This is a genomic window from Corynebacterium freneyi (assembly GCF_030408835.1).
Classification (GTDB): domain Bacteria; phylum Actinomycetota; class Actinomycetes; order Mycobacteriales; family Mycobacteriaceae; genus Corynebacterium; species Corynebacterium freneyi.
The window spans coordinates 1,572,097-1,586,062 of record NZ_CP047357.1; the positions used below are offsets into that span (position 1 = coordinate 1,572,097).

A 13,966-nucleotide genomic window follows, 5' to 3' on the forward strand; every position below is an offset into this window, starting at 1 on the left:
CGTCACGGGCCCGCCGGAGTCACCAGTTCGACGGTTCGTAATCCTTGAGGAAAACGCCCGAGTACTCCGGCCCGCCGGTCTCGCCGGCGACGATCGGGTGGTAGACCCGCGCCGCCCCGTCGATGAGGTCGAGCGGCGCGTGGAAACCTTCCTTGGCCAGCCGTTCCTTGGTCACGTGCGGGCGCTCGTCGGTGATCCACCCGGTGTCCACGGCGGTCATTAGGATGCCGTGCTCGCGCAACTCGCCCGCCGACGTCCTGGTGAGCATGTTGAGCGCGGCCTTCGCCATGTTCGTGTGCGGATGACCGGGGCCCTTGTAACCGCGGCCGAACACGCCTTCCATCGCGGAGACGTTGACCACGTACTTGCGGGCGAACGTCGAGGCTTCCATGGCGGGACGCAGCCTGTTGACCAGGATGAACGGCGCCACCGAGTTGCACAGCTGCACTTCGAGCAGTTCGACGGGATCGACCTGGCCGACGGTGGCGACCCAGGAGTTGTGGGCGACGAGGTCGGGGATGAGGCCGCCCGCGTCGACGGCGGTGCCCTCGACGACTCGCTCCAGAGACGCCGAACCGCCGGTCAATGCGGCCGACACGAGAGCATCGGCGGCCGCGGAATCGGTGTGGATGGCGTGGCCCGCGTCGGCGGGGGAAACCGCCCCACCGCTCTCGGCCGCAGTGCCCTCGACCGGGGGGCCTTCGACCGCCCCGTCGGCACGGCCGGAAATCGCCTCGCCCGCGGCTCCCGTTAGCTGACCGGGGTGGATGGCCGTGGTCGTGCCCAGGCTCACCCAATCGACGGCCTCGCCCACGGTGGGATCCAGCGGTGCGGACTCGCCGTCGACGAGACCCGAGTACGCGCCCGCCGAGCGCCGGACCGTCTGCGCCGCGTTGTTGATGAGGATGTCCAACGGACCGGCCGCGGCGACCTCGTCGGCCAAGCGCACCACCTGGGCGGGATCGCGCAGGTCGATGCCGATGACCCGCAGCCGGTGCAGCCACTCGGCCGAATCCTCCTGGGCCGCGAAGCGCCGCACGGCGTCCTTGGGGAAACGGGTGGTGATGGTGAGGTGGGCGCCGTCGCGAAGCAAACGCAAAGCGATGTGCATGCCGATCTTGGCCCGCCCACCCGTGAGCAACGCCCGGCGGCCCGTGAGATCGCACCGGGCATCCCGCCACTTGCGGTTTTCATCCGCGCACTCCGGGCACAACTGATGGTGGAAACGATCGACGAGGGTGAACGGCTTCTTGCAGATGTAACAGTTCTGGGAGCGGATCAACCGGCCGGCGAAGCGATCGGGATCGACCGGACGGCCGTCGACGGACTCCGGCAGGGATCCCGCGGGCAGCTCACGGGCCGGTTTGAGGTCCAGTCCCAGCGTCTCGTCGTCGATGCGGTCGGGGCTGCCGGTGGCCGTGGCCTCGATGACCGCGCGATCGGCGGCCAACCGCCTGTCGCGGGCGGCGCGGCGACGATTGCGCTTGACCTCCTTGAACAGGCGGCCCACGGCGCGCTGCAGCGTCACCGCGTCGGGGTGCTCCGGATCCAGCCGACCGCCGGCCTCGAGAACGCGCAGGCACGTCGCCAGGTCCTCGCGGGAAATGCCCGCGCCCGCCGCACCCGCCGCACCCGCCGCACCCGCCGCATCCCGGGCGTCCGCCGCCCCGGGGACGTCCCGGCCGTCCGCACGCTGATCCATTCCACGCCTCCCTGCGGTGATGGTTGCCGAAGAGGCAATCGTAGCCGTCGCCGGGCGGGTTGCCGAAAAGTACGATCCGGGGCTGCACGTACACTTTCGTTCATGGATTGGATGATGAACTTCTTCACCGACGTGTCGTGGTGGCAGGCGTCCATCCTGATCGTCGACTACGTGATCAAGTTCATCGCCATCGGCGTCATCCCGGAAAACCGCAACCCGTCGTCGTCGACGGCGTGGCTGCTGGTGATCATGCTGCTGCCCGTCATCGGCCTGCCGCTGTTCCTGCTGCTCGGGTCGCAGACCATCACCGGGCGGCGGAACCGCATCCAGGCGATGGCCAACGAACTGATACTCGAACGCACGAAGGGCCAGCCGGACGTGCCCCGCGACGTCGATCTCGACGCGCAATCGGCGACGACGATCCGGCTTTCGCGCAATCTCACCGGCATCCCGTCGGTCACCGCCGTCGAAAACGGCATCTACACCGACTACGACGCCACCATCGACCGGATGATCGAGCTCATCGACCAGGCCGAACGCACCGTCCACGTGCAGATGTACATCTTCGCCCTCGACTCGACCACCGAGCGCTTCGTCGCCTCCCTGGAACGCGCGCACGATCGGGGAGTGGAGGTCAAGGTGCTCGTCGACCCCATCGGCTCGTACAAGTACCCGGGCTACCGGAAGCTGAAGAAACGACTCGACCGCTCCGGCATCCCGTGGCACCCGATGCTTCCGGTCAGCGTCGTCAAGCTGACGTTCCGCCGACTGGACCTGCGCAATCACCGCAAGATCGTCACCATCGACGGCCAGGTCGGGTTCATGGGTTCGATGAACCTCATCGAGCCGGAGTACCAGCGCAAGAAGAACCATCAGACGGGCCGACAGTGGGTGGACACGATGATCGAGGTGTCCGGCCAGGTCGCGCTGCACCTCGACGCCATCTTCGCCATCGACTGGACCAGCGAGGAGTTCGCCCCGCCGGAGGAGCAGCCCGTCGTCGAACGCGCCCCGTACAGTTCGTCGGAACGCGGCAACGTGGTGCAGGTGCTGCCCTCCGGGCCGGGCTATACGACGATGCCCAACCTCCGGGTGTTCAACGACATGATCTATTCGGCGTCGAGGCGGCTCATCGTGGTCAGCCCCTACTTCGTGCCCGACGAGTCGATGCTGGTGGCCATCACGTCGGCGGCGTACGCCGGGGTGCGGGTGGAGCTCTACGTCAACGAGCAGTCGGACCAGTTCATGGTCGGCCATGCGCAGCAGTCGTATTACCAGGCGCTTCTCGACGCCGGCGTGATCATCTACCGCTATCCGGCGCCGAAGATCCTGCATTCGAAGTTCATGGTCGTCGACGACGAAATCGCCGTGTTCGGGTCGTCGAACATGGACATGCGGTCCTTCGGCCTGAACTACGAGATCTCCATGATCGCCACCGGCGGCTCCATCGTGCCGCGGCTGGTGGCCATCGCCGACGACTACCGCGAGCTGTCGTCCGTTTTGACGTCCGAGCAGTGGGAGAAGCGCCCCTGGGGCCAGCGGTACCTCGACAGCGTGTTCCGCCTGGCGTCGGCGCTGGTGTAGGGCCGGCGCCGCCGCGCTCCGGCCCGGTGCAACACCGCCGATCCCCGAAAGACGAAGCGGGCCCCGACCTTTTCGGTCGGGGCCCGCTTCACGTGGTGTCCGGAGGGGGACTTGAACCCCCACGCCCGTTAATAGGGCACTAGCACCTCAAGCTAGCGCGTCTGCCATTCCGCCACCCGGACTAGGTGGTGTTCACGCGGTCTCCCGCGCTGACCCCCGCTAATTTACCCCACGCCCCGGGGGCCGCCAAATCCGCAGGTAGGACGCGAATTGCAGGCGTGTAAGAAACGATGCCGAAGCCTGCAGTCGGGGCGCCATCCGGTCGTCGGTCCGGCCACCGTCACCGGCACCGCGCCACGTCCCCGCGGCCGGAGGGGAAGGAGGTGGGCGTCGTAAAGCCATGGAATCCGAAGTCGTGGCGAGGCCCAGTGACTTTCGGCACACTGGATGCCATGAGCACTCCGACGAATTTCCCCGGACCCGACCCGTACGCCCCGCTGAAGGACCTGCCGACGTTCGACCTGACGTCGCCGGACATCACCGACGGCCAGCCCCTCGACGAGAAGTTCCGCGCACCGCAGTCCGCCTCGCCCGAACTGAACTGGTCCGGCCTGCCCGAAGGCACCAAATCCATCGCCGTGACCTGCTACGACCCCGACGCCCCGACGGCCGCCGGCTTCTGGCACTGGGCCGCGTTCAACATCCCCGCCGACGTCGACGGCCTGAAGCAGGGCGCCAGCACCGAGGACGCCTCCGACCTGCCGGAGGGCACCATCCAGCTGCGCAACGACTCCGGCCAGCGCGCCCACTTCGGTGCCGCGCCGCCGGCGAACCACGCCCCGCACCGCTACATGTACGCCGTGCACGCCGTCGACGTGGAGAAGCTCGACGTGCCCGAGGACGCCACGCCGACCGTGCTCGGCTTCAACCTGTACTTCCACTCCATCGGGCGGGCGATCATCACGCCCTGGTGGGAGAACACGGGGGAGTAGCGCCCAAAGGGCCCCTTACGCGCCGGAGGCCTCCCGCCACGGCAGGCCCGAACCCACGGCGTCGGCGATCGAGTCGAGGCCGTGGAGACGGATCTGCATGGCGATGCCCTTGTGGATGTCGCGGATCCAATCCGGCCCGCCGTAAATCAGCGGCGTGTACCCCTGCAGCAGCGTCGCGCCGGCGGTGATCCGCTCCCACGCCTGCTGCGGGGTTTCGATGCCGCCGACGCTGATCAGCGTCAGTTCGTCGCCGACGTGCGCGTGCAGCAGCCGCAGCACCTCGAGGGCGCGGGCGGCGACGGGCGCGCCGGAGATGCCGCCGGCGCCCATCTTCTTCACGATCGACGCGGGGGTCTTCAGGCCCTCGCGCGAAATGGTCGTGTTCGTGGCGACGATGCCGGCCAGCCCCAACTCCACGGCGAGGTCGGCGACGGCGATGACGTCGTCGTCGGACAGGTCCGGGGCGATCTTCACCAGGACCGGGGACATCGTCTCCTCCTGGACTGCGGCGAGGATCGGCCGCAGCGTCTCCACCGCCTGCAGGTCGCGCAGGCCCGGGGTGTTGGGGGAGGAGACGTTGACGACGACGTAGTCGGCCAGATCCCCGAGGGTGCGGGCGGATCGGCGGTAATCGTCGACGGCGCCGTCGAGGGGCACCACCTTGGTCTTGCCCAGGTTCACGCCGATGACGCCGTCGCCGCGGCGGTCGCGCAGGTTCGCGGCGACCTGGTCGGCGCCGGGGTTGTTGAAGCCCATGCGGTTGAGGATCGCCCGATCCTCCTTCAACCGGAACAGGCGCGGCGTCGGGTTGCCGGGCTGCGCCTGCGCGGTGACGGTGCCCAGTTCGGCGTAGCCGAAGCCGATGTCGGCCCAGCAATCGGCGGCGGTGGCGGCCTTGTCGAAGCCGGCGGCCAGGCCGAGGGGGCGGGGGAAGTCGACGCCGAAGACGGTCTGGCGCAGCACCGGGTCGTCGACGACGAGCAGTCGCGCGATCGCCCGTCGCGCCTTGGGGGTGCGCTGCAGGCGGGCGAGCCAGTCGTTCATCATCACGTGGATGCGTTCGGGCGGCAGCTGGAACATCGCCTTCAGGGAAGCCTGGTACACGGCGGTGCGGATGGGGTGGGACACGGGTGCTCCTCGGCTGTTTTTGCTTGGCGACGGTCGGCGTCGTTGCTGGGGCGGCGGGTGCGACCGCAGGCGGTGGTCGCACGCCGGGGCGGATCACCGCCCATGGGGGCAGATTATCCGCCGGGCGGATTACTCGCCTTCGCCGGCGCCGGAGGGCAGACGGTCCTTCGGTTCGCGGGGCTGCATGAGACCGCGCTCGGCGTCCAGCTCGGCCTTGCCGTCCTCGAGCGCCTTTTCGACGTCGTCGGTGCTCAGACGCTGGGCGCCGGCGCCGGAGGCGGAGTAGGCGACCAGGCCGCCGTCGGCGGTGACCACCAGGGCCTGCGCGTCGGCGATGAGCGGCACCTGCGCGGCCTTGAGCGCCGTGCCGGTGGAGACGTCGTAGGCGGTGAGCACGCCGTCGACGGTGGAGGTCACCCAGACCAGTCCGCGGGCGGAGTCGACGGCCACGGCCCACGGGCCCTCGGGCACCGGGGTGGAGTTGTGCAGGCGCACGACGTCGTCGGCGGTGTAGATCAACAGCTGGCCGCCCTTGGTGTCCACGGCGGCGACGGTGCCGTCTTCGCCCACGTCGGCCGGGCCGACGCCGATGCCGGCGCGCAGACCCGAACCCGAGCGGGACTCGTCGAGGATGATTTCGTGAATCGACGTCTCCGGTCGGTTGACCTCCAGCAGCACCGCCGACTCCCGCGTCGACGGCACGGACAGCAGCTGCGACCCGTGGCGCGACACCGTGAAATCATCGGCGTGCTCGCCATCGGCGCCGAACACGTCGATGCGGTCCGAATCGCTCCTGTGCCCGACGATGCGTCCGTCGGAAAGCCCGACCGCCGCCGAGTACGACGTGCCGCGGCCGATGACCGCCGTGCCGGAACCGTCCTTCGCCAGCACGTGAATGCCGTCGGGGCAGGGCAGCACCGCGACGTTGCCGGCCGGGGCGAGATCGCCGCAGGCCTCGTCGACGTCGTTGGAGGTCATCTCCGGGTCGGTCGGAGTGCCGGACAGCACCTCGGAGCCGGAACGAAGCAGAATCCGGTCGCCGACGACGAGCGCGCCGGTGATGTTCTTGTCCAGGTCGACGACCGTACCGGCCGGGTCATCGGCGGGGGTTCCGGCGGCGGGCAGCGGCGTCGCGTTGCCCATGCCCGCGGCCACCTCGCCCTCGGCGTCGGAACCACACGCCGCCAGCGGGATGGCGAGGGCGGCGAGGCCTGCGATGGCGGCGGACAGTCGGATGCGGGAGTTGCTGCTCACGCTTGCCGACGGTACCACCCGGGGTTTCCGCACCGGCCCCCGACCCGGGGGCGTTTCGTGCCCCGCCACGCCGGAATCGGGGCTGGGGGACGGGTGACGGCGACCGGGGCCCCGCGGGTCTACGCCAACCCGGCGGTCCTACAGCGACACGTCGTCGAGCGCGTCGCAGATGGCGCCAGGCAGCACCAGGTCGTCGGCGGCGAGCAGCTCGCGCAGCTGACTGCGGGTGCGGGCGCCCATCAGCACCGACGTCACGCCCGGGCGATCGCGCGTCCACGCCAGGGCGGCTGCCGGGGGAGACACGCCCAACCCTTCGGCGGCCCTGCACAACGCGCCGACGACGGTGACGCCATGGGCATCGAGGTAGTCCTGCACCTCCGCGTCGGCGTGCTCCGATGCACCGCGGGAATCCTCGGGGATCGAATCGCGGTACTTGCCCGTCAGCACGCCCTGCGCCAGCGGTGCCCCGGCGATGAACCCGACGCCCAGATGCTCCGCGGCCGGCAGCAGCTCGTGCTCCGGGCCGCGCTGCAGCAGGCTGAACTCATGCTGGGCGACGACCGGCCGGATGCGCCCCGCCGCCGCATGCGTCACGGCCAACTGCCAGCCCGTGTAGCCCCGCACGCCCGCGTACCGGACGCGACCCGACCGCACGGCGAACTCCATCGCGTCGGCGACCTCCTCCGGGGGAGTCGACGCATCCCAGTAGCCGGCGGCCCAAATATCCACGTGGTCGACGCCCATCCGCGCCAGCAGCGCGTCGAGGTCCGCCTCCAGCGCCCGGCGCGAACAATCCACGCGGCGGCCCACCGGCTGAGACGGATCCACGCCGGACGCCGCCGACAGCACGACCTCCCCGCGCAGCCCCTTGCGGCGCAGCACCGACCCCAGCATGTCCTCCGGCGACCCCGACCCCGTCACCGGCGTGGCATCGACGAGCGTGCCGCCGGCATCGACGAAATCGACGAGGATCTTCGCCGCCTCATCGCGGTCGGTCCCCATGCCCCATGTCGCGGTGCCCAGGCCCAGGGTGGACACCCGCAGCCCGCTCGCTCCCAAAAGTCGTCGTCGCACGCCACCACTGTACGTGCCGGGCGCTCCCGCCCCCGCACGCCGAGCCGGGCGTCACATGGGCGTCGTCACGCGACAAGCGGGCACCGCCGCGACGCCGTGCCCCGCGAGCCCGCCGCCATACCCGCAAACCCGTGGCGGAGGGGTAGCCTGTCCGCCGTGACTTATCCCCCTTCGATCCTCTCCGCCGCAGACGCCGCCGGCGCCACCGACATGACGTGGGCGCAGACCATCGTCCTGTCGATCGTCCAGGGGCTCACCGAGTTCCTGCCGGTCAGCTCCTCCGGCCACCTGCGCATCGTCTCGGAACTGTTCTGGGGCGCCGACGCCGGCGCATCGTTCACCGCCGTCATCCAGCTGGGCACCGAAGCCGCGGTGCTGGTGTTCTTCGCCAAGGACATCTGGCGGATCCTCACCGCCTGGTTCCGCGGGCTGTTCAACGCCGAGGCCCGCGACTTCGACTACCGCATGGGCTGGATGGTCATCGTCGGCACCCTGCCGATCGCGGTCATCGGATACCTGGGCAAGGACGTCATCCGCGAGGGGCTGCGCAACCTGTGGATCACCGCCGCCGTGCTGGTGCTGTTCTCCTTCGTGTTCATCGCCGCGGAGAAGCTGTCCCGCCGCGACCGCAGCTTCGACCAGCTGACCATGCGCGACGCCATCATCATGGGTTTCGCGCAGTGCCTGGCCCTCATCCCCGGCGTGTCCCGCTCCGGCGGCACGATTTCGGCGGGTCTGTTCCTCAACCTCGACCGTGAGGTGGCCACCCGCTTCAGCTTCCTGCTGGCCATCCCGGCCGTCCTGGCGTCGGGCCTGTTCTCCCTGCCCGACGCGTTCGATCCCGCCGCCGGCCAGGCCGCCTCGGGCGCCCAGCTGCTGGTGGGCACGGCCATCGCGTTCGTCGTCGGTTACGCGGCCATCGCGTGGCTGCTGAAGTTCGTGGCCAACCATTCCTTCGCCTGGTTCGCCGCGTACCGCATCCCGGTGGGCATCCTGGTGATGGTCCTGCTGGGTGTCGGCCTGATGCAGCCGATGTAAGGTTTGCCGCATGCATTCGTGGCCCATCCCGACCGTTCCCTCCGTCGCCGGCGATTCCGTCCCGCTCCGTCTGCACGACACCGCCGATCAGGTGGTGTCGCCGGTGCGGCCCGGCCGGACGGCGACCATGTACGTCTGCGGCATCACGCCGTACGACGCCACGCACCTGGGGCATGCGGCCACGTACCTGACGTTCGACCTCATCCACCGGGTGCTCCTGGACAACGGGCACGAGGTGCATTACGTCCAGAACATCACCGACGTCGACGACCCGCTGTTCGAACGCGCCGAGCGCGACGGCGTGGATTGGCGTGAGCTGGGCACGTCGCAGATCGATCTGTTCCGCTCCGACATGGAGAACCTGTCGGTCATTCCGCCGCGCGATTACGTCGGCGCAATGGAAAGCGTCGATGAGGTCGTCGACATGGTCGGGGCGCTCCTGGAGTCGGGCGCCGCGTATCAGCTTGACGACGAGTACCCCGACATTTACTTCGACCGCAACGCCACGGCGACCTTCGGGTACGAGTCGAATTACGACGAGGCGACGATGGCGGAGCTGTTCGCCGAGCGCGGCGGGGATCCGGACCGCGCGGGCAAGCGCGACCCGTTGGATGCGCTGCTGTGGCGCGCCGAGCGGGAGGGGGAGCCGGCGTGGGATGCCCCGTTCGGTCGGGGGCGGCCGGGCTGGCACATCGAGTGCTCGGCCATCGCCGTCAACCGTCTCGGCACCGGGTTCGACATTCAGGGCGGCGGGAGCGATCTGGCGTTTCCGCACCACGAGTTTTCGGCCGCCCACGCGGAGGCCGCGACCGGCTGCGCCCGCATGGCCGGCCATTACGTCCACACCGGCATGATCGCGTTGGACGGGGTGAAGATGTCGAAGTCGCTGGGCAACCTGGTCTTCGTCTCCAAGCTCGTCGCCGGCGGCACCGATCCGTCGGCCATTCGCCTCGGCGTTTTCTCCGGGCATTACCGCTCGGACCGCGATTGGTCGGAGGACGTGCTCGCCGAGGCCAACGACCGGCTGTCGCGCTGGCGTCGGGCCGCGGTCGCCGCGTCGGGCGATTCCGGCGCCGAGACCGAACGGGCCACCGCGCAGCTCATCGCCGCGATCCGCGAGGCGCTGTCCGACGACCTCGACACCCCGCGCGCCCTGGCCGCGGTCGACGAGTGGGCCGAGGGCGTGCTCGGCGATTCCCCCGCACACGCCGAGCAGACCGACACCGAGTCCGCCGAGTTCTCCGGCGCCGGCGCCGATGCGGCCGCCGCCCTCGACGCCCTGCTCGGCGTCAAGCTGTAGCCGCGCCGAACGAACGATGGCCCGGTGAACCGTGGGTTCTAGTTCACGTTTCTTTTTGCCACCGCAATGTTTTGGCGCTGAGGTGGGCCGTCGTCGAGCATGACCGTGCCCCGAGGCCTGGTTGACGCACGCAACAGACTAAGGTGTCTACTCATGGTCGATCACGTGGATTCCCCCTTCCTCACCGCACTGCGCGAGCGCGTCCTCATCGGCGACGGCGCCATGGGCACGCAGCTGCAGTCGTTCGATCTCGACGTCGACGACGACTTCCTCGGCCTCGAGGGGTGCAACGAGATCCTCAACGACACCCGCCCCGACATCCTCGAGACGATTCACCGCCGCTACTTCGAAGCCGGCGCCGACCTCGTCGAAACCAACACCTTCGGCTGCAACCTGCCGAACCTGGCGGACTACGACATCGAGGACCGCATTCGCGAACTGGCGGAGAAGGGCACCGCCATCGCCCGCCGCGTCGCCGACGAGATGGGCCCCGGCCGCGACGGCATGCCCCGCTTCGTCGCCGGCTCCATCGGCCCCGGCACCAAGCTGCCGAGCCTCGGCCACGCCCCCTACGCCACCCTGCGCGACGCCTACGTCGAATGCGGCCTGGGCATGCTCGACGGCGGCGCCGACTGCTTCCTCATCGAAACCTGCCAGGACCTGCTGCAGACCCGCGCCGCCGTCAACGGCGTCAAGGAGGCCATGCGGCAGCTGGGCAAGCGCATCCCGATCATCGTCCACGTCACCGTGGAAACCACCGGAACCATGCTCATGGGTTCCGAAATCGGCGCGGCGCTGACCGCCCTGGAGCCGCTGGGCATCGACATGATCGGCCTCAACTGCGCCACCGGCCCCGACGAGATGAGCGAGCACCTGCGCTACCTGTCCAAGAACTCGTCGATTCCCGTGTCCGTCATGCCCAACGCGGGCCTGCCGGTGCTGGGCAAGAACGGCGCCACCTACCCGCTGACCGCCCCCGAACTGGCCACCGCGCTGCGCGGCTTCGTCGAGGACTACGGCCTGTCCATGGTCGGCGGCTGCTGCGGCACCACCCCCGAGCACGTCTCCGCCGTCCGCGACGCCATCGTCGGCGCCGGCGAATGGGCCGACCGCGGCGCCGCCATCCGAGCAGAGCGCGACCCCAACCGCACCGACGACGTCTCCTCCCTGTACTCGACCATGCCGCTGACGCAGGACACCGGCATCACCATGGTCGGCGAACGCACCAACGCCAACGGCTCCAAGGCCTTCCGCGAGGCGATGCTCGACGCCGACTGGGAGACGTGCCTGAACATCGCCCGCGGCCAGGTCACCGACGGCGCGCACATGATCGACCTGTGCGTCGACTACGTCGGCCGCGACGGTCGCGAGGACATGGCCACCCTCGCCTCGCAGGTCGCCACCTCCGTGACGCTGCCCGTCATGCTCGACTCCACCGAGCCCGACGTGCTGCGCGTCGGCCTGGAGAACCTCGGCGGCCGCAGCGCCCTGAACTCCGTCAACTTCGAAGACGGCGACGCGCCCGGTTCCCGCTACCACCGCATCATGGAGCTCGCCGTCGAGCACGGCGCCGCCGTCGTCGCCCTGGCCATCGACGAGGAGGGCCAGGCCCGCACCAAGGACAAGAAGGTCGAGATCGCCGAGCGGCTCATCGCCGACATCACCGGCACGTGGGGCCTGCGCGAGCAGGACATCATCGTCGACTGCCTGACCTTCCCGATCTCCACCGGCCAGGTGGAGACCCGCCGCGACGGCATCGAAACCATCGAGGCCATCCGCGAGCTGAAGAAGCGGCACCCCGAGGTGCACACGACGCTGGGCCTGTCGAACATCTCCTTCGGCCTGAACCCCGCCGCCCGCCAGGTGCTCAACTCGGTGTTCCTCAACGAGTGCATCGAGGCCGGCCTGGACTCGGCGATCGCGCACAGCTCGAAGATCCTGCCCATGAACCGCATCGACGAACGTCAGCGCGAGGTCGCGCTGGACATGGTCTACGACCGTCGCCGCGACGACGACCACCCGGACGGGCCGTACGACCCGCTGCAAACGTTCATGGAGCTGTTCGAGGGCGTTTCCGCCGCCGACGCGAAGGACGCCCGCGCCGAGAAGCTGGCCGCCATGCCGCTGTTCGATCGCCTGGCGCAGCGCATCATCGACGGCGAGCGCACCGGCATCGAGGCCGACCTGGACGAGGGCATGAAGGAAAAGGACCCGTTGGCGATCGTCAACGAGGATCTGCTGCGCGGCATGCAGACCGTCGGCGACCTGTTCGGGTCCGGTCAGATGCAGCTGCCGTTCGTGCTGCAGTCCGCCGAGACCATGAAGACGGCCGTGGCCTACCTCGAGGGCTTCATGGACGCCGAGGATTCCACGGGGTCGAAGGGCACGATGGTCATCGGCACGGTCAAGGGCGACGTCCACGACATCGGCAAGAACCTGGTCGAGATCATCTTGTCCAACAACGGCTACAACGTGGTCAACATCGGCATCAAGCAGCCGATCGCGAACTTCCTGTCGGCCGCCCAGGAGTCGGAGGCCGACGTGATCGGCATGTCCGGTCTGCTGGTGAAGTCGACGGTGGTGATGAAGGACAACCTCGAGGAGATGAACGCCTCGGGCGTGGCGGAACGTTTCCCGGTGCTTCTCGGCGGCGCGGCGCTGACGCGCACGTACGTGGAAAACGACCTCGACGAGATCTACCACGGCGACGTGCATTACGCTCGCGACGCGTTCGAGGGGCTGCGTCTGATGGACGAGATCATGGCGGTAAAGCGGGGCACCGGCCCGGATCCGGATTCCCCGGAGGCGATCGCCGCGGCGGAGGCGAAGGCCAAGCGCAAGGCGAGGCATGAGCGGTCCAAGCGCATCGCCGCCGAGCGGGCCGCGAAGGCCGCCGCAGAGGCGGTCGAGGTGCCGGAGCGGTCGGACGTGGCCGAAGACGTTCCCGTGGCCACGCCTCCGTTCTGGGGCACGCGCATCGTCAAGGGCGTGGCGCTGGACGAGTACCTGACCACCCTCGACGAGCGCGCCCTGTTCATGGGCCAGTGGGGGCTGCGCGGCACCCGCGGCGGGGACGGGCCGTCTTACGAGGAGCTCGTGGAGTCGGAGGGCCGTCCGCGTCTGCGCGCGTGGCTGCAGCGCCTGCGCGCGGAGCACATCCTGCAGCATGCGGCGGTCGTCTACGGCTATTTCCCGGCGGTGTCGGAGGGGGAGAAGGTGCACATCCTGCCCCTGCCGGCCGATGGCGAGGAGCCGGATCCGTCGGCCGAGCCGGTGGTGACGTTCGAGTTCCCGCGCCAGCAGCGCGGCCGGTACCTGTCCATCCCGGACTTCATCCGTTCCCGCGCGCGGGCGATCGAGGAGGGGCAGGTCGACGTCATGCCGTTCCAGCTGGTGACCATGGGTCAGCCGATCGCGGATTTCGCCAACGAAATCTACGCCGCCAACGAGTACCGCGATTACCTCGAGGTCCACGGCATCGGCGTGCAGTTGACGGAGGCGTTGGCGGAGTTCTGGCATCAGCGGATCCGTTCGGAGCTGGCGTTTTCCGACGGCACCACCGCAGCACGCGACGACTCCGACGACACCCGCGATTTCTTCGACCTGAAGTACCGGGGCGCCCGCTATTCCTTCGGCTACGGCTCGTGCCCGGATCTGGAGTCGCGGCGTGGGCTGGTGGAGTTGCTGCGGCCGGAGCGCATCGGCGTGGAGCTGTCGGAGGAGCTTCAGCTTCATCCGGAGCAGTCCACCGACGCGTTCGTGCTGTATCACCCGGAGGCGAAGTACTTCAACGTGTAGGCCGGTATCGGGGGCCAGGCGGTGGTCACCGCGGGCTTGCGCGGACCCGGGCATGCGGGGTCCACGCGACCACTTACTTGACGACGGGCCGTCGGC

General features: G+C 69.3%; 9 protein-coding genes and 1 tRNA gene. 5 read left to right on the top strand and 5 right to left on the bottom strand.

The window, feature by feature from the left end; genetic code table 11:
- Nucleotides 1–19: 19 nt before the first annotated feature.
- Nucleotides 20–1,702 (bottom strand): SDR family NAD(P)-dependent oxidoreductase, encoded by a 1,683-nt coding sequence (locus tag CFREN_RS07120; RefSeq protein ID WP_209652874.1) that lies wholly within the window; start codon nt 1,700–1,702, stop codon nt 20–22.
- 102 nt (nt 1,703–1,804) lie between these two features.
- Between CFREN_RS07120 and cls the strand changes: the two genes are divergently transcribed.
- Entirely contained in the window at nt 1,805–3,286 is a 1,482-nt protein-coding gene (gene cls, locus CFREN_RS07125) for a cardiolipin synthase (RefSeq protein ID WP_224369604.1), read from the top strand.
- 93 nt (nt 3,287–3,379) lie between these two features.
- Here cls and CFREN_RS07130 read toward each other — a convergent pair.
- A tRNA-Leu gene (locus tag CFREN_RS07130) sits at nt 3,380–3,468 on the bottom strand.
- Nucleotides 3,469–3,738: 270 nt separating this feature from the next.
- Here CFREN_RS07130 and CFREN_RS07135 point away from each other — a divergent pair.
- Nucleotides 3,739–4,278 (top strand): YbhB/YbcL family Raf kinase inhibitor-like protein, encoded by a 540-nt coding sequence (locus CFREN_RS07135; RefSeq protein ID WP_209652872.1) that lies wholly within the window; start codon nt 3,739–3,741, stop codon nt 4,276–4,278.
- Between the two features lie 15 nt (nt 4,279–4,293).
- Here CFREN_RS07135 and CFREN_RS07140 read toward each other — a convergent pair whose 3' ends face one another.
- The 3 genes from CFREN_RS07140 to CFREN_RS07150 form a co-directional block, all read right to left on the bottom strand.
- Nucleotides 4,294–5,406: a quinone-dependent dihydroorotate dehydrogenase gene (locus CFREN_RS07140; protein WP_224369605.1), complete on the bottom strand. Its 1,113-nt coding sequence runs from the start codon at nt 5,404–5,406 to the stop codon at nt 4,294–4,296.
- Between the two features lie 129 nt (nt 5,407–5,535).
- The gene (locus CFREN_RS07145) at nt 5,536–6,660 is read right to left on the bottom strand and encodes a PQQ-binding-like beta-propeller repeat protein (protein ID WP_209652870.1); all 1,125 of its coding nucleotides are present in this window, start codon (nt 6,658–6,660) and stop codon (nt 5,536–5,538) included.
- Nucleotides 6,661–6,798: 138 nt separating this feature from the next.
- Complete coding sequence (locus tag CFREN_RS07150; RefSeq protein ID WP_209652868.1) at nt 6,799–7,734, bottom strand: aldo/keto reductase; 936 nt, start codon at nt 7,732–7,734, stop codon at nt 6,799–6,801.
- A gap of 210 nt (nt 7,735–7,944) precedes the next feature.
- On the opposite strand from CFREN_RS07150, the gene CFREN_RS07155 reads away from it, so the two are divergent.
- From CFREN_RS07155 to metH, 3 genes are all read left to right on the top strand, one after another.
- Complete coding sequence (locus tag CFREN_RS07155) at nt 7,945–8,772, top strand: undecaprenyl-diphosphate phosphatase (RefSeq protein WP_209654648.1); 828 nt, start codon at nt 7,945–7,947, stop codon at nt 8,770–8,772.
- 10 nt (nt 8,773–8,782) lie between these two features.
- Nucleotides 8,783–10,072: a cysteine--1-D-myo-inosityl 2-amino-2-deoxy-alpha-D-glucopyranoside ligase gene (mshC, locus tag CFREN_RS07160; RefSeq protein WP_209652866.1), complete on the top strand. Its 1,290-nt coding sequence runs from the start codon at nt 8,783–8,785 to the stop codon at nt 10,070–10,072.
- 153 nt (nt 10,073–10,225) lie between these two features.
- Nucleotides 10,226–13,870, top strand: coding sequence for a methionine synthase (gene metH, locus CFREN_RS07165; protein ID WP_209652864.1), 3,645 nt, complete (start codon nt 10,226–10,228; stop codon nt 13,868–13,870).
- Nucleotides 13,871–13,966 lie beyond the last annotated feature (96 nt).

What these genes read in the sequence shown, in the direction of transcription:
- CFREN_RS07120 (WP_209652874.1), bottom strand. Translation starts at nt 1,702, where the DNA reads ATGGATCAGCGTGCGGACGGCCGGGACGTCCCCGGGGCGGCGGACGCC.
- cls (WP_224369604.1), top strand. Translation starts at nt 1,805, where the DNA reads ATGGATTGGATGATGAACTTCTTCACCGACGTGTCGTGGTGGCAGGCG.
- CFREN_RS07135 (WP_209652872.1), top strand. Translation starts at nt 3,739, where the DNA reads ATGAGCACTCCGACGAATTTCCCCGGACCCGACCCGTACGCCCCGCTG.
- CFREN_RS07155 (WP_209654648.1), top strand. Translation starts at nt 7,945, where the DNA reads ATGACGTGGGCGCAGACCATCGTCCTGTCGATCGTCCAGGGGCTCACC.
- mshC (WP_209652866.1), top strand. Translation starts at nt 8,783, where the DNA reads ATGCATTCGTGGCCCATCCCGACCGTTCCCTCCGTCGCCGGCGATTCC.
- metH (WP_209652864.1), top strand. Translation starts at nt 10,226, where the DNA reads ATGGTCGATCACGTGGATTCCCCCTTCCTCACCGCACTGCGCGAGCGC.